15 protein-coding genes, 1 tRNA gene and 1 other RNA gene are annotated in these 16,088 nt (G+C 65.1%); 10 read left to right on the top strand and 7 right to left on the bottom strand.

The window, feature by feature from the left end; all coding sequences use genetic code 11:
- Positions 1 to 110: 110 nt before the first annotated feature.
- The 3 genes from AD89_RS0111110 (at position 111) to AD89_RS0111100 (ending at position 2,386) form a co-directional block, all read left to right on the top strand.
- Positions 111 to 533: a hypothetical protein gene (locus AD89_RS0111110; RefSeq protein WP_025778859.1), complete on the top strand. Its 423-nt coding sequence runs from the start codon at positions 111 to 113 to the stop codon at positions 531 to 533.
- Between the two features lie 13 nt (positions 534 to 546).
- Positions 547 to 909: a transcriptional regulator gene (locus AD89_RS18475; RefSeq protein ID WP_025778857.1), complete on the top strand. Its 363-nt coding sequence runs from the start codon at positions 547 to 549 to the stop codon at positions 907 to 909.
- Between the two features lie 67 nt (positions 910 to 976).
- On the top strand, positions 977 to 2,386 hold the full coding sequence (locus tag AD89_RS0111100) for an amidase (RefSeq protein WP_155807419.1): 1,410 nt from the start codon (positions 977 to 979) through the stop codon (positions 2,384 to 2,386).
- 15 nt (positions 2,387 to 2,401) lie between these two features.
- Here the strand turns inward: AD89_RS0111100 and AD89_RS0111095 are convergent, their stop codons facing one another.
- From AD89_RS0111095 to AD89_RS0111080, 4 genes are all read right to left on the bottom strand, one after another.
- Positions 2,402 to 3,067, bottom strand: coding sequence for a DNA alkylation repair protein (locus AD89_RS0111095; protein ID WP_025778853.1), 666 nt, complete (start codon positions 3,065 to 3,067; stop codon positions 2,402 to 2,404).
- A gap of 108 nt (positions 3,068 to 3,175) precedes the next feature.
- Positions 3,176 to 4,246 (bottom strand): FUSC family protein, encoded by a 1,071-nt coding sequence (locus AD89_RS0111090; RefSeq protein WP_025778852.1) that lies wholly within the window; start codon positions 4,244 to 4,246, stop codon positions 3,176 to 3,178.
- Between the two features lie 181 nt (positions 4,247 to 4,427).
- Positions 4,428 to 5,642 carry an RNA polymerase sigma factor gene (locus tag AD89_RS0111085; protein WP_025778850.1) on the bottom strand — a complete coding sequence of 405 codons (1,215 nt, stop codon included), beginning with the start codon at positions 5,640 to 5,642 and terminating at the stop codon, positions 4,428 to 4,430.
- A gap of 24 nt (positions 5,643 to 5,666) precedes the next feature.
- On the bottom strand, positions 5,667 to 6,074 hold the full coding sequence (locus AD89_RS0111080; RefSeq protein WP_025778848.1) for a YciI family protein: 408 nt from the start codon (positions 6,072 to 6,074) through the stop codon (positions 5,667 to 5,669).
- 274 nt (positions 6,075 to 6,348) lie between these two features.
- Here AD89_RS0111080 and AD89_RS19325 point away from each other — a divergent pair, with 274 nt between their 5' ends.
- The 3 genes from AD89_RS19325 (at position 6,349) to AD89_RS0111065 (ending at position 9,278) form a co-directional block, all read left to right on the top strand.
- Positions 6,349 to 7,044, top strand: coding sequence for a hypothetical protein (locus AD89_RS19325; RefSeq protein WP_025778846.1), 696 nt, complete (start codon positions 6,349 to 6,351; stop codon positions 7,042 to 7,044).
- Between the two features lie 238 nt (positions 7,045 to 7,282).
- Positions 7,283 to 7,816, top strand: a complete 534-nt coding sequence (locus AD89_RS0111070) for a type 1 glutamine amidotransferase domain-containing protein (RefSeq protein WP_025778843.1) — start codon at positions 7,283 to 7,285, stop codon at positions 7,814 to 7,816.
- A gap of 157 nt (positions 7,817 to 7,973) precedes the next feature.
- Positions 7,974 to 9,278 (top strand): SpoIID/LytB domain-containing protein, encoded by a 1,305-nt coding sequence (locus AD89_RS0111065; protein WP_025778842.1) that lies wholly within the window; start codon positions 7,974 to 7,976, stop codon positions 9,276 to 9,278.
- 19 nt (positions 9,279 to 9,297) lie between these two features.
- On the opposite strand, the gene sfnG is transcribed toward AD89_RS0111065, so the two are convergent.
- The 3 genes from sfnG to AD89_RS0111050 all read right to left on the bottom strand — a co-directional run bounded on the left by sfnG (position 9,298) and on the right by AD89_RS0111050 (position 12,112).
- Positions 9,298 to 10,446 carry a dimethylsulfone monooxygenase SfnG gene (gene sfnG / locus AD89_RS0111060; RefSeq protein WP_051505221.1) on the bottom strand — a complete coding sequence of 383 codons (1,149 nt, stop codon included), beginning with the start codon at positions 10,444 to 10,446 and terminating at the stop codon, positions 9,298 to 9,300.
- A gap of 539 nt (positions 10,447 to 10,985) precedes the next feature.
- A tRNA-Ser gene (locus tag AD89_RS0111055) sits at positions 10,986 to 11,073 on the bottom strand.
- A gap of 139 nt (positions 11,074 to 11,212) precedes the next feature.
- Positions 11,213 to 12,112, bottom strand: coding sequence for a helix-turn-helix transcriptional regulator (locus AD89_RS0111050; protein ID WP_025778838.1), 900 nt, complete (start codon positions 12,110 to 12,112; stop codon positions 11,213 to 11,215).
- A gap of 121 nt (positions 12,113 to 12,233) precedes the next feature.
- Here AD89_RS0111050 and AD89_RS0111045 point away from each other — a divergent pair, with 121 nt between their 5' ends.
- The 4 genes from AD89_RS0111045 (at position 12,234) to AD89_RS20490 (ending at position 16,046) form a co-directional block, all read left to right on the top strand.
- Positions 12,234 to 13,706: an MFS transporter gene (locus AD89_RS0111045; protein WP_025778836.1), complete on the top strand. Its 1,473-nt coding sequence runs from the start codon at positions 12,234 to 12,236 to the stop codon at positions 13,704 to 13,706.
- Between the two features lie 98 nt (positions 13,707 to 13,804).
- Positions 13,805 to 14,230: a YciI family protein gene (locus tag AD89_RS0111040; protein ID WP_025778834.1), complete on the top strand. Its 426-nt coding sequence runs from the start codon at positions 13,805 to 13,807 to the stop codon at positions 14,228 to 14,230.
- A 76-nt stretch (positions 14,231 to 14,306) separates the two neighbouring features.
- Positions 14,307 to 14,402: signal recognition particle sRNA small type (gene ffs / locus AD89_RS19690), an RNA gene on the top strand.
- Positions 14,403 to 14,582: 180 nt separating this feature from the next.
- Positions 14,583 to 16,046 (top strand): L,D-transpeptidase, encoded by a 1,464-nt coding sequence (locus AD89_RS20490; protein ID WP_025778832.1) that lies wholly within the window; start codon positions 14,583 to 14,585, stop codon positions 16,044 to 16,046.
- Positions 16,047 to 16,088: the final 42 nt, after the last annotated feature.

Here is a 16,088-nt window from a genome sequence, read left to right as displayed (position 1 = left end):
GCCGTCAGGTAGTAATGGGGAAGTTTTTGGTGAAAGTACTTTCCAATGTGGAAAGTAGTTGGTACCGTGGAATTACTTCCACAGAGCAACCCCCAATCAGAGGAACCGACATGAACGCGAACCCCACCCCACACCAGGCTGCAGATCTTCTCAGCCAGGTCGAAGCGAACCAGTCCCAGGCGCGCAGCGGCGATGCGTGGCCGCTGGTCACACTGCTCTTCGTCCTCTCTGCCGGGCTCTCCGTCGGACTCATGGCCATCGGCATCATCGACGACAACACCACCCAGCTGATCATCGCCGGAGCCGGACTGTGCTGGATCATTCCCGCCCTGGTCGTCTACCTCGCCAAGGCCCTGTCCTGGAGCCGCCGCTCCACGGCCCTGCTGCTGACATGGCTGGGCGTCATCATCGTCGCCTTCATCGCCGGCGTCATGGCCGATTCGTTCGCAGCCAGCGGTCCGATCCCGTTCATCGCCGCAGGACTGCTGTGGGTCGCCGCCCCGGTCTTCTCCCTGCTGGCCCTGCGCCGCTGAGGAGGGACCGACGATGACTGCGAAACAGAACTCCGCAACCGAACCAGAGGACGCGTACACCGAAGACGAAACGATCCCCCACCTCGGCGATTCCCTGACCCGCCTCGAACCGGAGCTCAACAACCCCACGCGGCTCGGCATCGTCTCGAGCCTGAAGAACCGGGACAGAGCCGAGTTCAAACTGCTGCGCGACAGTCTCGGCGTCTCCGATTCCGTGCTCTCCCGGCACATCACCGCACTCGAGAAGTCCGGAATGGTCGAGGTGAAGAAAGGGTACGTGGGCAAACGCCCGCGCACCTGGGTCTCGATCAGCAAAAACGGGAGCAGACGACTCGAGGCACACATCCAAGCACTGCGGGAACTGGCCGGAGCATAGCCCTGGAAATCACTATTCCCCCTGGTGAGAAGATCGGCTAGGGTGAGGGAAACCGATGCTGGGAGGCATGATGACCACACCGACGAGCACCGAGATTCCGTTCCTCGAACTCCACGAAGTCTCAACACTCATTCGGACCAGGCAGCTGACCTCGCGCGAGGTCACCGAAGCGATGCTCGAACGCATCGCCGACCTCGAACCCCGGCTCCAGGCCTTCGCCACGGTCATGACTGAATCCGCCCTCGCCGAGGCCGACCGCGCCGATGCGCTCCTGTCCCGCGGGAACTGGCTCGGCGATCTGCACGGTGTCCCCGTGGCGGTGAAGGATCTTGCGAACACCCACGACGCACCGACCGGTGCAGGTACCACGATCCATGCCGACTTCCGACCAGATTACGATGCCACCGTCGTCGCTCGACTGCGAACCGCCGGAGCCGTCATCCTCGGCAAACTGCGTCTGACCGAGGGGGCGTTCGCCGGTCACCATCCCGACCTGCCGACCCCGGTCAACCCGTGGGATGCCGACGCCTGGTCAGGGGTGTCCTCCTCGGGGTCCGGTGTGGCCACTGCAGCCGGTCTCTGCTTCGCCGCTCTCGGCTCGGACACCGGCGGATCGATCCGCCTTCCGTCCTCGGCCAATGGCGTCACTGGGCTCAAGCCGACCTGGGGCCGGGTCTCCCGCCACGGCATCTTCGCACTCGCTCCCAGCCTCGATCACATCGGGCCGATGACCCGCAGCTCCCGTGATGCCGCGATCGTGCTACGGGCCATCGCCGGTCACGATCCGGCCGATCCCACCTCGTCGCTCGAACCGGTACCGGACTACCCGCAGACGTTGCGCGTCGACCGCGCCCCGGTCGTCGGTTTCGACCGCAAGCTGGCCGAAGAGCACTTCGACGCCGCGACGAATGCGATGCTCGAGGACACCATCGAAACGGTGACCGACCTGGGCTGGCGGGTGCTCGAGGTCGAGACTCCCGGGTTTGAGGCCGCGGCCAAGGAATGGACTGCTCTGTGCGCGGTCGAGACCGCCGGTGTCCACTCGGAGACGTACACGGCCCGGGCGGACGAATACGGTCCCGACCTGTCCGGTCTCATCGAGATCGGGCGCGGACTCTCCGCCATCGACTACCACCGGCTGCTCGAATCGCGGAGAGACTTCACCGGCCGAATGCGCACCCTCATGGCCGATATCGATCTGCTCCTGCTGCCGGGAATCGGCGTCGGCTCACCGACGATCGCGCAGATGGCGAACCTGGGTTCCGACCAGAAGCTGTTCGCCGCGGTCACCGTGCCGACGGCACCGATCGACAACTGCGGAATGCCGTCGATCACTCTGCCTGCAGGGTTCACCGAACGGAACACTCCCCTGGCAGCCCAGTTCGTCGGCGGTGACTTCCACGAAGCGCACGTTCTGGCCGCCGGTCACGCCTTCCAGCAGGTCACGGACTTCCACACCCGCCACCCCAAGATGTAGAAGCAGCACCGCGGCTCACTTCGCCGCGCTGCGGGCCACCATCTCCGTGATCCACGTCGGGGCGAAGGGCGAGGTGCATCCCGGTGAGGTCGGGTAGTCACGGAGCACGCCGAGGCGCTCACCGATGTCGATGGCCCGGTTCCGCAGGTCCGGGTTCTCGATGCCGATATAGGACAGCGTCTCGTTCATCGCCCACTGCAGACGTTCGGGTGCCTCCGCCATCTCCGCTTCGATTGTGTCCAACAGTCCGGACAGTTCGAGGCCATCGGGTTTCCGGTTCACCCGCTCGCTCGTCAGCGCCCACCCGGCCGAGCCGACCACCGGGTCCGGATCGTCCATCCAGTCCCGGCGCAGCGCCTCGGCGTGGGGTGACTTCTTGACGATGTAATTGACCAGCCACCCGTGGACCTTCGGGACTCGGGAGTCACGCAGCATCTCATCGAGCTGTGCTTGAGTCCAGGCCTTCGGGCGCATGATGAGAATTGCGACGAGGCGGGCCGCGGTGTCTCCCGTCGCCCAGAGTCCAGCGGCGAGGTCATCGTTCTTCTTCAGGTCTTTCGCTACGGCCCGCAGCTTCGTGAGGTTGACCGCGTGGTCGTCGCCGTGGCGGGCGTTGACGGCACGGATCTTCTCATCCTCGAGCGAGGCCAGAGTGGCGAGCACTTCGGTGCTGGTGGTCATGGTGCCCTCCCGGATCGGGTCCGTGTCGGCGCCGAATGTGCGCATCGGTGTGAGCCGATGATAGCCGACGCACAGGCGACGTGGCAGAAGTTCTGTCGGCAGTCCGGCTCAGTCGTCAGCATCAACATGAGGTGAAGCATCGATCTCGGCGCGTGATCTCTTCGCATTGCTGAAGCCGACGATGACGACGATCATGCCGACGGCGGCACCGATGACGGTTTCGATGGCGCGGGAGGCCAGCAGCTCCGGAACCTGGTGCGGGGCGCCGATCTGAGTCATGAGCAGGGCCAGCGGTGTGATGAAGAGCAGCGCCACCGAATAGTTGCGCAGCACGTAGATCTCGGCGAGGAACTGCAGCAGGATCACCCACACCACCAGCTGCCACGCCTCGGTGGGGAACGACAGCAGGAACGCGGTGACGATCACGCCCAGCAGGGTTCCGACCACACGCTGGACGCCGCGCTTGAGACGGGCCGAGCGGCCGGGCGGAGTGATCGGGGCGACCGCCGCGACCATCGCCCAATAGCTGTGGGACAGAAGCGGCAGCACATCGATGAGCAGGGTGCCCAGAACTCCGGCGACGAACGGGGCGATCGTGAATCGGGCGGCGTGGGCTGCCAGATCAGCCTTGCCCACCGGCGACAGCCCCACCCGCACATAGGTCTCCTTCTCCGGAGGCATGCGTTCCCCGGCGAAGTGGGCAAGCGCTCCGAGACCGATGCACACCAGCGCCGAGGCGGCCGCCACACCCATTGCCACCGGCACCGATGCGCCGCTCGGAATGGATCCGACGGCTCCGGTGGCGAAGATGAAGAAGATCGACCCGCCGGGTTTGAGCCGGAAGCGCAGGGCGATGGCCGCACCCGCGCCAGACACGAGCGAAGTGATGACGACGAGCACCCACACCGAGGCTCCGAGGCTGCTGAGCAGGGCCCCGATGCCCACGCAGACGACGAGGACGGCGGCCGCGATCGACTGGCGTCTGGTCCGCGATCGTGGGGATTCGAAGCGCGCGTAGATGCCGGTGAATGCGCCGAAGGCGGCATAGACGGCGAGGTCGAGGCGGTCGATTCCGAGCAGCACGAGGAGCGGGATGGCGACTCCCAGGGCGATGCGGGACGCGGGGATATGGTCGCGTTCGCCCGGTGGGATGCGGAAGAACTCCTGCAGGTGGCTCAAACGGGTTCGGCCTCTTTCGGCATCGGGAACGGACCCCGGTGACGGGATCGCTGACATGGAGTGGTGAGCAGAGTGCTCCATTCGATCGTAGTCCGCCGCAGGCGCGCTTCGATGTCATCTGCCGACAGGAGTGATCAACCTCGCTCGCCGAGGCGGCCGACCGAGACCGTGAACACCACCGTCACCGTCGACGAGGCCGAATGCGGTCATCCTGTCCCGACCGAACGCGTGCCGCCTGCCGGTTGAGATGGTCACGTTCGGCGAGGCTGCCGGCGCGTTCGGCGGCCCGTGCGTAGAGCTCGGCGGCCGCCTGCGGCTCTCCTGCCCGTTCGCGCAGGTGCGCTTCGACGGCGAAGTAGCGCGGCAGGCTCTCGTCCAGGCCCCGCAGTTCGGTCAGGCCCGCCGCGGGTCCATCGGCCGCCCCGACGGCCACGGCCCGGTTGAGTCGCACGATCGGTGTATCGCGCAGGGACAGCAGTTCGTCGTACCACTGAACGATCTGCACCCAGTCGGTGTCCTCGACGTTCTGCGCATCGGCGTGGAGAGCCGCGATGGCGGCCTGTGCCTGATATTGGCCGAGTTCGTCCCGACCAAGCGCCGCCTGCAGGAGATCAATGCCCTCGACGATGAGCCGTCGATCCCACAGGGTGCGGTCCTGATCGGCCAGGGCGATGAGTCGGCCGTCCGGGGCGAACCGGGCGTCGCGGCGGGCGTGGTGGAGGAGCATGAGGGCGAGCAGTCCGTCCACCTCGGCGGAGTCGATCATCGACGTAAGCGTGCGCGTCAGGCGGATCGCCTCGGCGACGAGGTCGACGTCTCCCGAGTGACCTTCGTTGAACACGAGGTAGAGGGTGGTGAGCACCGAGGACAGGTCGCCGGGCCGGTTGAGCCGCGCCCCTGCGATCGTGGCCTTGGCGCGGCTGATGCGCTGGGCCATCGTCGGCTCGGGCACCATATAGGCTGCGGCGATCTGCTTCGTCGTCAGTCCACCCACCGCCCGCAGGGTCAGGGCCACCGCCGAGGCGGGGCTGAGGTCGGGATGGGCGCAGAGGATGTAGAGGTCGAGGGTGTCATCGGCGTTCGGGACGCCGTCGGTCCCGGGTTCGGACGAGGTTCCGGGTGCGGCGAGGGTGGCGGCCATGACCCGTTCCTCGCGTTTCATCCGCGATCCTTCGGATCGCACGGCATCGAGGAACTTCCGCCATGCCACCGTCACGAGCCAGCCGCGTCGGTCACGGGGCGGGTCGGTAGGCCACGATCGCAGTGCTTCGATGAGCGCGTCCTGAACGGCATCCTCGGCGGTCGGGAAGTCTGCTCCACGGCTGACGAGGATGCCGATCACGGCGGGGACGAGCTCACGCAGCTCCGTCTCGGCGAGGGGATCCGGATCGATCATCGCGGACTCCGTTCGCTTCCCTGATCATTCGGCCACGCTGGGTGCCTGGCCGAGGAAGGGGCGCAGTTCGAGCCATTCGTAGATCGGCTCCCCTCCCTTGCCCGGTGCCGCGGACAGCTCACCGGCAAGTTCGAGAGCGCGGTCGTAGTTCTCGACGTCGATGACCATCCACCCGGCGATGAGGTCCTTCGTCTCCGGGAAGGGACCGTCGGTGACCGGAGGCTCGCCCGGTCCGCCGGATCGGACGAAGGTGCCCTCGGGCGAGAGCGCCTGGGAGTCGACGAATTCGCCGGAGTCCTTGAGCTTGTCGGCGAAGGCGTTCATGTACGCCACATGCGCGTCGACCTCCTCGGGACTCCACTGATCCATCGGGGTGTAATCCATATACTGCTCCGGCATCCGATAGTGCTTGAGCATGAGGTACTTGGCCATGATGGTCTCCTTGTCTCGTGCCGCTCGCACGGGTTGTGCTCGCTGACATGTCTGGGACGCAGCCGGACAGGTGTTCTCGACATCAGCGCCGAAGAATTCTCGATCTTCTTCGGCGCCGAAGCCGAACACAGTCCCAGAATAGGCCGATGTGTCCGTCCTGGAACATGCGTCACCGGATCCGAACACGAATCGGCCCAGGTCACGGCTCCGCGCTGAGAGGCTTGTCTTGTACGAAACACCGACAGCCTTTTGCACACGAGACCAGGAGCAGATCATGAAGGCACAGACACTTCTCAAGACCATCACCGTTGCCGGAGCCGTCGCCGCGACCCTGACGCTCTCGGCCTGCGATATGAACATCACCTTCGGCCCGGAAGGCCAGGGACAGGAACAGGGCCAGGACGGCCAGCAGGAGCAGCAGACCGAGGACACCGAGACGACCGCCGAAGAACCGGCATCGGATTCCGGCTCCACCTCGGACTCCGCCGGTTCGGGTTCGACCGGCACGAGCGATAACGGCACTAGCGACAACGGCACCACCGGCAGCGGCGGATCCACCGATTCGTCCAGCGCCTCCTCGGCGAGTGGCTCCTCCACCTCGAACGGCTCGTCGTCGACCGGATCGTCGTCCTCGAGCGACTCCACCTCGAGCGGATCATCGTCGTCGAGCAGCACGACCGACAACGGCTACCAGGGCCCGCGGATCGGCGAAGACGGAGTCGAACTCGACGCCGACGGCAACGGCAAGATCCCCGCCGACGTTCTCGAGGCGGACATCAAGAACGCCTACGCCAAGCAGGGCACCACGGTCGACACCGTCGACTGCTATTCCGACCTGCGGATCTTCTCCCACAGCGGATCGCAGAACTGCACCGTCACCGCTGCCGGCAAGAATCACTACGGCACTGTGAAGATCACCTCGGCGTCGCAGTCCGGCATCGGCTACAGCCTCGAGTTCCCGAACATCTGAGCCGTCCGCCGGGCCTACGAAACGTACCCCTCGAGCGTCTCGCATCCCCGAATCGCATTCCCCTGGTGACCTCGGCCAGGGGAATGCGTTCGTCGCGGTCTGGAACAGATCGGTATTCTTCGTTGTTGAGCCCAGCGTGGGTGTCGGTTCAGCCGCACGTCGGCCTCGAGGTTTCGGCCAGCCGAGCCCATGTCAGATTCGACAATCTCACCAATCACAACCGACAAGGAGCACCATCATGGCACTCTCGGACAAGAAGATCGCGTTCCTCCTCACCCGCGGCGTTGAGCAGGTCGAACTGACCAGCCCCCGCACAGCCCTCGACGAGGCCGGAGCGACGACCGTCATCGTCTCCCCCTCAGAGGGGACTCTGCAGGCGATGGAAGGCGATTGGGAGCACGCGAAGACCTTCGACGTCGACGTTCCCGTCGCCGAGGCCTCGGTCGATGACTTCGACGCCCTCGTCCTGCCCGGCGGCACTCTCAACGCCGATGCCCTGCGTCTGAATGAGGAGGCAGTCAACCTCGTCAAGGCGTTCTTCGCCGCCGACAAACCGGTCGCGGCCATCTGCCATGCGCCGTGGATCCTCGCCGAGGCGGGAGTGGCCAAGGGACGGAAGCTGACGTCGTTCATCTCGACGAAGACCGACCTCATCAACGCCGGAGCCGAGTGGACCGACACCGAGGTGGTCGTCGACGGCAACCTCATCACCTCCCGTGACCCCGGCGACCTCGACGCCTTCAACAAGGCAATCGCTGATAACTTCAGCTGACCTGGAACGATGCCTCTTTCGCCGAGGCGGAACCGCCTCGGCGAGGGAAACGTCGAACCGATCAGGGCAAGCCTCGACGAGCTCCCCGGAACGATCGTTCCGGGGAGTTCGTCTGTTCGACACCTGGGGTATTGACAGCCCCGCTTATGATCTACTCATGCCAGCTTTCCCGTTCGTCAAGGCGACGACTCCTGCCCTCGCGGCCGTTCTCATCGGACTGCTCCTCACGCTCTTCGCAGCCCCGTCCCCCGCGAACGCCGCGTATCCGACCGCGGGGGCGATCGGGACGGAGTGGAAGAAGTCCGGGGCGAAGGTGACGCCAGCGAAGCCGCCCTCGTCATTCGCGATCAAGGGGTCGGGGTTCGGCCACGGTGTCGGCATGAGCCAGTACGGAGCACGCGGGATGGCGGCGGCCGGAAAGTCCTCGACGCAGATCCTGCAGCACTACTACACAGGTGCGAAGGTCACGACGATGTCGAAGAACGCCGACGACAGGCTGCGGGTGCAGCTGCTGACCGGGAAGAAGTCGGTGACGATCACTCCCCGGTCCGGGAAACTGAGGGTCAAGATCGGGTCGAAGACCGTCGAGTCGGGGGCGACGGTCACGGTCGAGCGCACCTCGTCCGGTTCGGTCAAGGCGAAGGTCGGGTCGAAGAGCTATGCGGCCTCGAAGCTCATCGTCGAATGGCAGGGAACACGCTATTGGAAGTCATCCTCGGCGGCGACGGTGTCGGTCAGCGGTGCACAGAACGGGGCGACCGGCGTCTACCGGCACGGGCGGATCGAGATCGGGCAGCTGAAGAGCTCGCTCAATGTCATCAACGTGGTGGGTCTCAACAGCGGATATCTGCCGGGCATCGCCGAGATGCCGGCATCATGGCAGTCCGAGGCGCTGCGTGCTCAGGCCATCGCCTCCCGCACCTATGCCTATCGCACCCTCGGCACTCCGAAGTCCGCATGCGACTGCAATGTCTACGACGAAGTGGCCTCGCAGCGTTTCCTCGGGTGGACTCATGAGAACGCAGGCGATTCGGGTCCGTGGCGCAAGGCCGTGGCGGCGACCCAGACGATGAGCGGTCCGACGGTGAAGTCCGCGCGAGTCGTGACGTACAAGGGCAGCCTCATCGACGCCGTGTACTCCTCTTCTGCCGGGGCGACGACGCATTCGGCCGCCGAGGTGTGGGGATCCCCTGTGCCCTACCTCGTCTCCGTCGATGACTCACCGTCGAAGTATGCCTCCGCGAAGAACCCGAACGCCTCGTGGTCGGTGACGGCTAAGCAGGCCGATATGGCCAAGGCGTTCGGTCTGGCTGACGTCCGGTCGGTGGCGGTGACGAAGACCGGCTCGGGTCTGGTGAAGACGGTGAAAGCCACCTCGGTGAAGGGAAAGACCGAGAGCCTCACCGGCGATCAGCTGCGGACGAAGCTCAAGCTCAAGTCCGCATCGTTCAGCGTGGCCTGAGGGAACCTCGCCTCCAGGTTCAGACTCCGGCAGACGTGAGCAGTCCCCTGTTGACGAGTTCGGCTTCCTTCTCGCGCACGATCGGGATGACGGTCTTGCCGAAAGCCTCGAGTTCCTCCTGGAAGTGGAGGAAGCCGGTGAGGATGAGGTCGACGCCGATCTTCTTGTATTCGATGATGCGGTCGGCGACCTGCTCGGGGGTTCCGATGAGCTGAGTGCGGAAGCCGTCGTTGTACTGGACGAGGTCTTCGAAGCTCGAGTCCGCCCACATGCCTTTCTTATCGTGAGTCGAGGCTCCGGCCTGCTGCACGGACTTGCGGAATCCTTCGACGGCGCCCTCATCGGCTTTGGCGATGATCTCGCGCAGCTGTTCGCGGGCTTCAGCTTGGGTGTCGCGGACGATGGCGAACCCGTTGGGTCCGAAACGAACCTTTCGATTGCGGGCGCGGGCCACTTCGGTGACGTCGTCGTACTGTTCGCGGAATCCGTCGAAGTCCTTGCCGTTGGAGAAGTACCAGTCGGCGTGCTTGCCGCCGTTGATGCGGGCAGCCGACGAGTTTCCGCCTTGGAAGATCTCCGGGTGGGGGCGGCCTTCGACCGGATAGGGACCGGGGCGGAGGGTGAAGTCGTCGACGGTGTAGAAGTTGCCGCGGTACTCGACGTTCTCCTCGGTGAAGAGCTTGCGGACGACGTCCATGAACTCCGCGGACCGGCGGTAGCGTTCGCCGTGTTCGAGCCACGGCAGGCCGAGGCGGGTGTATTCGTCCTTGAACCAGCCGGAGACGACGTTGATCGCAGCTCGGCCCTTGCTGAACTGGTCGGCGGTGAGGATGAACTTCGCGAGCACGGCCGGTTCCCAGATGCCAGGGTGGATGGCGGCGATGACCTTGAGCTTCTCGGTGGCCAGGGCGAGCGCGAGTGACGTGGCGGTCGATTCGTGCTGCTGGGCCGCGCCGTAGCTGGAGAAGTAACGGACCTGGCTGAGCGCGTATTCGTAGCCGACCGCCTCGGCGGTCTGTGCGAGCTTGACGTTGTAGTCATAGCCCCAGTCGGTGCGCTGTTCGATGTTCGACACAACCAGGCCGCCGGAGACGTTGGGCACCCAGTAGGCGAACTTCAGGTCTTCGGGCTCACCGGTGTAGATCGGGTTGGCGTGGATGTTCGTCATTGTGAGTCCCTTCCCATCGAAACTGGCATGAGCACCGTGTCCGCTGACTGCGGGCTGCTTGCGTTTGCGGCGTCCGCACCGGACCGGTTGCTGCGACATCATCGGGCCAGTTCCCTTAAGTCGCTCGAGATGTGTGCAGGTGTGCCGTGCCAGACTGCTGAGACGCAGACCACAAGCGGCGGACAGATTTCGCGGACCGACGTACGGCGTCACAATGACGCACTTCGCCATGAGCCGTCATCCGATTTGTGTTCTTGTGGCGGTCGCCCGCTGCCGTCTCGCGGAGCACCCCTCACGTTTCGCGGCAAACCGCCTCGTTGCGCCGGTGAGTTAAGGCAGGAACGACGAGGGATGCGTAAGCACGTGTAGGAGATACCGCGACCGAGGTGATTTGCCGCGAAAGGTGATGGATGCCCGAAAACCGGCGTCCGACGACCACTCGAATGAAGTCAAAGCGCTCTGAACAAGTGGTCTCGTCCCAGCTTAGGATCTCAACGTCGACGTCCCGGCCCGCATTGACTGCGAGACCGGGACTTCCGTGGCGGAGGATAGGGGATTCGAACCCCTGAGGGCGTTAACCCAACCCGCGTTCCAGGCGAGCGCCATAGGCCACTAGGCGAATCCTCCGCGAATCAGCTTATCCGAGTCATGACGACAATGCGAAATCGCGGTGGCCGAGTGTGAAGCATCCCACTTCCCGCAGGTGAACACGCGACCTCGACGTCCGACCGCGATCCCGCGACCTCATCACCCGACGGCACACGGTTCAGTCCGCGACGGCGCGGAGATGCCGTTCTGCCGGCGGCTGCGCCCCGTCCTCCCGTCGGCGTTCGATGCTGCCGTCGTTGATCCAGCCGTGCAGCGTCTCCAAGCGGGACCGCGTCACCGTGTCCACCGGCTGATAGACCGAGAGCGTCAGCCTCTGGTTCTCCTGCGCGATGAGCGTCGTCATCGTCAGCTTGAGCGTGCCCACATACGGGTTCTCAATGGTCTTGACCCGCCCGACAGATCGACCGACCGTTCCCGAGTCCCACAGGCGGCAGAATTCCGGATTCCTGCGCAGCCGCGACAGCAGCGGCGACCACTCCGGATCGTCGATCGACTCCGCGTACGAGGCACGCAGCTTCGCCACGACCTGCGCCCGGTGACCGTCGTCGGAGTGGAAGGTCCGCGCCCATTCCGGGCTCTCGAAGGACTGGATCGCGCAGTTCCGGTCGGCCGGAGCGAGTGCTTCGAGGTCGGAGGCGAGATACCGTTCGACGGAGTTGAAGGCGAGGATCGTATACCGCGGATCAGTGACCATCGCCGGCATCGGCAGCAGTTCGTCGAGCAAGGTGCGGACCTGATCTCCCACCGCCGAGTCCCCCGGGTTCGCGACTCGATCCGGGTATCCGCCCAGCAGGAAGAGATGGGCACGCTCCTCACGGTCGAGCAGGAGCGCCTCGGCGATGGATTCGAGCACCGACTCCGAGGGGTGGACCTCGCGCCCCTGCTCAAGCCAGGTGTACCAACTGGTGCCGATGTTCGCGAGCACAGCGACCTCTTCGCGCCGCAGTCCCGGCACCCTCCGCCGGGTGCCCGACGCGAGACCGACCTCGCAGGGCCGCACCCGGTTGCGTCGCGAGCGCAGGAATCGTCCGAGCTCCTCAGTTCTCACTTGTGCCATGCCTCCATTGTCCGCCCGACGGTCACACCCTTCCACCCCGTCACCGCTCTCAACCTGGTGGTCCGACCAACACCATCAGCACGCCCTCCCACTCCCCCACCGCCCACCGCAGACTGGATCCATGAGAGATTCCCACACGCAGACATCATCGACCTCCTCCGCTGCGGTTCCGACCTCGGCCCTCGCCGAGGCGGCACCCGGTCCCGCGGCGCCCCCGACTCAGCCGTCCCCAGTCCTCTGGCCGCTCCACCTCGGTGCGTTCCTCGCGACGTTCATGTTCTCCGTCTCGAACGTCGCAATCCCCGCGGTGAAGGCCGACATCGGTGCGAGTGATGCGACCTCGGCCCTCATCGTCGGTCTGTTCTCCGCCGCCTTTGCCTCCGGCCTCATCCTCTGCGGTCGCATCGGGGACCGCTTCGGGCGTCGCCGCCTGTTCATGATCGGCACGGGCGCGCTCGTCATCACCTCAATAGCCGTCGGACTGGCACCCGATCCGCTCTTCCTGCTCGTGGCTCGCGCAGCCCAGGGCTCGGCAGCGGCGATGATGATGCCGCAGATCCTCGCGAGCTTCCAGCATTCGCTCTCCGGGGCCGCACGGCTGAAGGCGATCAGCCTCTTCGGCGCGTTCTCCGGAGTCGGCACCGTCGGCGGTCAGGTACTCGGCGGAGGCCTGATCTCGGCATTCGGCGATACCTGGGGGTGGCGGGCAGCATTCCTCAGCTGCGCGGTCGCCGCCGCTGCCGCCTTCCTCGGTTCCCTGCGACTGACCGAATCGCACAGCACCGACCCAGCCCCCCTCGACGCCCCCGGTGCGGTCCTCCTCGGCGTGGGCATGATGTGCCTCGTCATCGGACTGGCGCTGGGCCCTGTCACCGGCTGGCTGCCCATGCCGGCGATCCTGCTGACAGTCAGTGCGCTGTGCTTCACGGTTTTCGCTCTGTGGCAGTCGAGGGCCGCAGCGACCGGCCGGTTCCCACTCATCCCGCCCGACGTCGTCGCGGTGCCGGCCGCGTGGGCGGGAATGCTCATGGCTCTTGTCTTCTTCGCTGGATTCGGCACCTTCCTCTTCAACTTCTCCCTGCTCTCACAGACCGGACACTCCGATCCGGCATATGTCTCCGGTCTCACCCTCGCCGTGTTCTGCATCGCATTCCTCGTCGCCTCCTTAGTGGTTCATCGCCTGGTCGCATCTTTCACCGGTCCAGGCACGATGCTGCTGGGCACCGGGCTGCAGATTGCGGGACTCCTCGGCGTCGCATGGGTCGCCTCGAGCGCGGGAGCCGGGTGGCATCTGTGGTTCCAGGGTCCTGCACTCATCCTCGGCGCGGGTCAGGCAATGCAGTTCGGTCCGCTGGTGGGCACAGTCGTCGGCGCCGTCCCCGACCGGCTCGCGGGACTGAGCGGCGGTCTCATCGCGACGATGCAGCAAGCAGGCATCGCCGTGGGTGTCGCACTCCTCGGTGCGCTCTTCCACTCCTTCACAGCCGCTGTCGGGTTCGACAGTGCCTTCGCCTTCGCCTGCCTGGTGCAGATTGTGCTGAGCATCGTCTTCGGCGCAGGCGCGTGGTATCTGCATCATGCAGGCCGCAGATGATGTCCTGGAACGGCTGTTTCGGCATAGGCTTGCCGTGAGCAGTGCCTGAGCGGTCTCAGCCGACTCCGCTCAGGCACGGCACTGACAGAGGAGTCACCATGAAATTCATGCTCATCATGCGCACAGTCGACCAGGCCGCCGTCGAACGGATGGCCGAGGCGGATTTCGACGAGATGATCGCCGCCATGGGCGCCTACAACGAATCGATGATCAACGCCGGTGTCATGTCCGACGGCGCAGGTCTGGCCGATCCCTCCGAAGGCGCGGTCGTCGACTTCGGCGGACCCGAACCGACCTCGACGCCCGGCGCCTACGGCAGTCTGCGGGAGCTGTTCAACGGATTCTGGATCGTCGAAGTCGCTTCCCAGGACGAGGCTATCGCCTGGGCGAAGAAGGCTCCGCTGGAGGCCGGATCCCAGATCGAAGTGCGGCGAATCAACGGTCCCGAGGATTTCCCCGAGGACAACGAATGGATCCAGAAGGAGAAGGAATGGATCGAGCAGGGCCGCCTCGACAACGGTTGAGCCCTGCGGCACCCGATTACCCTGTGGCCCCGCCCACTCGTTTTGTTCACCGAGGCCGCTCTCGACTAGACTGATTCACGGCTCCCCGTGCGGCGTCATCTTGTGAACTCCCCCAGGGCCGGAAGGCAGCAAGGGTAAGCGAGCTCTGTCGGGTGCACGGGGAGTCCTCTATTCCCCAACATCACAATTCCACAACTCCCCTTATCCCCCGTCTGCCCTGGTCAGCTCTGCCCGCACTGACCTCCGGGCCCCGAAATCGGGGCCGCAAAGCGAATTCGTTAATACTTTCGTGATTTTGCTTCATTACCATTATTCGCAGTTCTCATCCCTGTGTTTTAACGAGGTTTCCCTGTTGTCCACGAAGATCCAAGGGGCCATTGCCGCCCTTTCGGCACTGGCCCTGCTCACGGCGTGTACCCCGTCGAGCGACGATCCCGATGCGACCCGCGATGGCGCGAACAAGACCGCCGAGGCGGCCGAGGATCCCGTATTCCGCGTCGGAGCCATCAGCTCCGAGGACGCAGAATCCGCGTCCGAATCGACGTCGACCTCGCAGCCCAGTGACGATGCGACCTCCACTGCGGAACCGAGCCAGTCCACCGATGCGGCCACCGCGATGCCCGGCGCCGGGGACTTCGGCGAAGTGACCGAATCCGGCGACGAGATCGACCTGGAAGCCGGCCAGCGGATCGGCATCTCCGTCGAGAACGCCGACCTCAGTGACATCTCCGTCACTGAGGAGGCTCACCCCCGGATCGCGCACGATCCCGGCACCTTCTTCGACGCCTCCGGCACCGCACTCGAGCCCGATGAGGACGCAAAGGCCGGTTCGTCGACACCGTCCTCCACCGAGTCCGAGCCCACCGACAACGCCGAAGCGGTCTCCGCCCCGGATGACTCCGCCGCCTGGATCTCGACCTACGGCCTCGTCGCCGACAGCGAATACACCGTAAAAGTCACCGCTACCACCGCCGACGGAGACGAAGTCGACCTCGACGCAACGATCACCGTCGACGCCAGCGACGGCGCTCCGATGTCGGTGCGCACGACACTCGCCGATGATCAGACGGTCGGCGTCGCCGCCCCCATCATGCTCAACTTCGGTTCCACCGTGTCCGAGGAATTCCGTGACGATGTGGAACGTCGACTCTCGGTCAAGGTCACCGACGAGGACGGCGAGGAGCGTGAGGTCGAAGGCTCGTGGGGTTGGCTCTATGACGATCCGCAGTCCCGCCTGCATTTCCGTCCGAAGGAGTTCTGGCCCGCTCATTCCAAGGTCTCCGTCGACGTTCCGCTCAAGGACGTGCCGACGGGTGAGAACAGCGTGGGACAGAACGATCTCACCCTCGATTTCGAGATCGGACGCAAACAGGTCGTCAAGGCCGACGTGAAGACCCACCGGATGACCGTCACCCGTGACGGCAAGACGGTCATGGACTTCCCGGCCTCCCTCGGCGCACCGAAGTCACCCTCGTACAACGGCACGCACGTGGTGATGTCGAAGGCCGCCGACTACACGATGACCTCCGAACAGTGGGACTACGAGACCGATGTCCAGTGGGCTGTGCGCATCCACAACAACGGCGAATTCATCCACGCCGCTCCCTGGTCGGCGGGCGTCCAGGGTTCTCAGAACGTCTCGCACGGCTGCGTCAACCTCACCACCGCGCGGGCGAAGGAGTACTATGACTCCGCGATCTTCGGTGATCCCGTCGAGATCACCGGTTCGCAGGTGAGCCTGTCGACCAATGACAGCGACATCTCGGATTGGGTCTATTCCTGGGATGAATGGAAGAAGCTGAGCGCCCTCGATTGAGAGCGCCCAGCTCGCCCGGCTGATTCGGCTGCCGCTTCGCCG

Source organism: Brevibacterium sp. VCM10, from assembly GCF_000583215.1.
In the GTDB taxonomy this organism is placed as follows: Bacteria; Actinomycetota; Actinomycetes; order Actinomycetales; family Brevibacteriaceae; genus Brevibacterium; species Brevibacterium linens.
This window is presented reverse-complemented; position numbering and strand designations above follow the sequence as displayed.

Coding starts and splice junctions, on each gene's coding strand:
- AD89_RS0111110 (WP_025778859.1), top strand. CDS start 111: ATGAACGCGAACCCCACCCCACACCAGGCTGCAGATCTTCTCAGCCAG.
- AD89_RS18475 (WP_025778857.1), top strand. CDS start 547: ATGACTGCGAAACAGAACTCCGCAACCGAACCAGAGGACGCGTACACC.
- AD89_RS0111100 (WP_155807419.1), top strand. CDS start 977: ATGATGACCACACCGACGAGCACCGAGATTCCGTTCCTCGAACTCCAC.
- AD89_RS0111095 (WP_025778853.1), bottom strand. CDS start 3,067: ATGACCACCAGCACCGAAGTGCTCGCCACTCTGGCCTCGCTCGAGGAT.
- AD89_RS0111085 (WP_025778850.1), bottom strand. CDS start 5,642: ATGATCGATCCGGATCCCCTCGCCGAGACGGAGCTGCGTGAGCTCGTC.
- AD89_RS0111080 (WP_025778848.1), bottom strand. CDS start 6,074: ATGGCCAAGTACCTCATGCTCAAGCACTATCGGATGCCGGAGCAGTAT.
- AD89_RS19325 (WP_025778846.1), top strand. CDS start 6,349: ATGAAGGCACAGACACTTCTCAAGACCATCACCGTTGCCGGAGCCGTC.
- AD89_RS0111070 (WP_025778843.1), top strand. CDS start 7,283: ATGGCACTCTCGGACAAGAAGATCGCGTTCCTCCTCACCCGCGGCGTT.
- AD89_RS0111065 (WP_025778842.1), top strand. CDS start 7,974: ATGCCAGCTTTCCCGTTCGTCAAGGCGACGACTCCTGCCCTCGCGGCC.
- sfnG (WP_051505221.1), bottom strand. CDS start 10,446: ATGACGAACATCCACGCCAACCCGATCTACACCGGTGAGCCCGAAGAC.
- AD89_RS0111050 (WP_025778838.1), bottom strand. CDS start 12,112: ATGGCACAAGTGAGAACTGAGGAGCTCGGACGATTCCTGCGCTCGCGA.
- AD89_RS0111045 (WP_025778836.1), top strand. CDS start 12,234: ATGAGAGATTCCCACACGCAGACATCATCGACCTCCTCCGCTGCGGTT.
- AD89_RS0111040 (WP_025778834.1), top strand. CDS start 13,805: ATGAAATTCATGCTCATCATGCGCACAGTCGACCAGGCCGCCGTCGAA.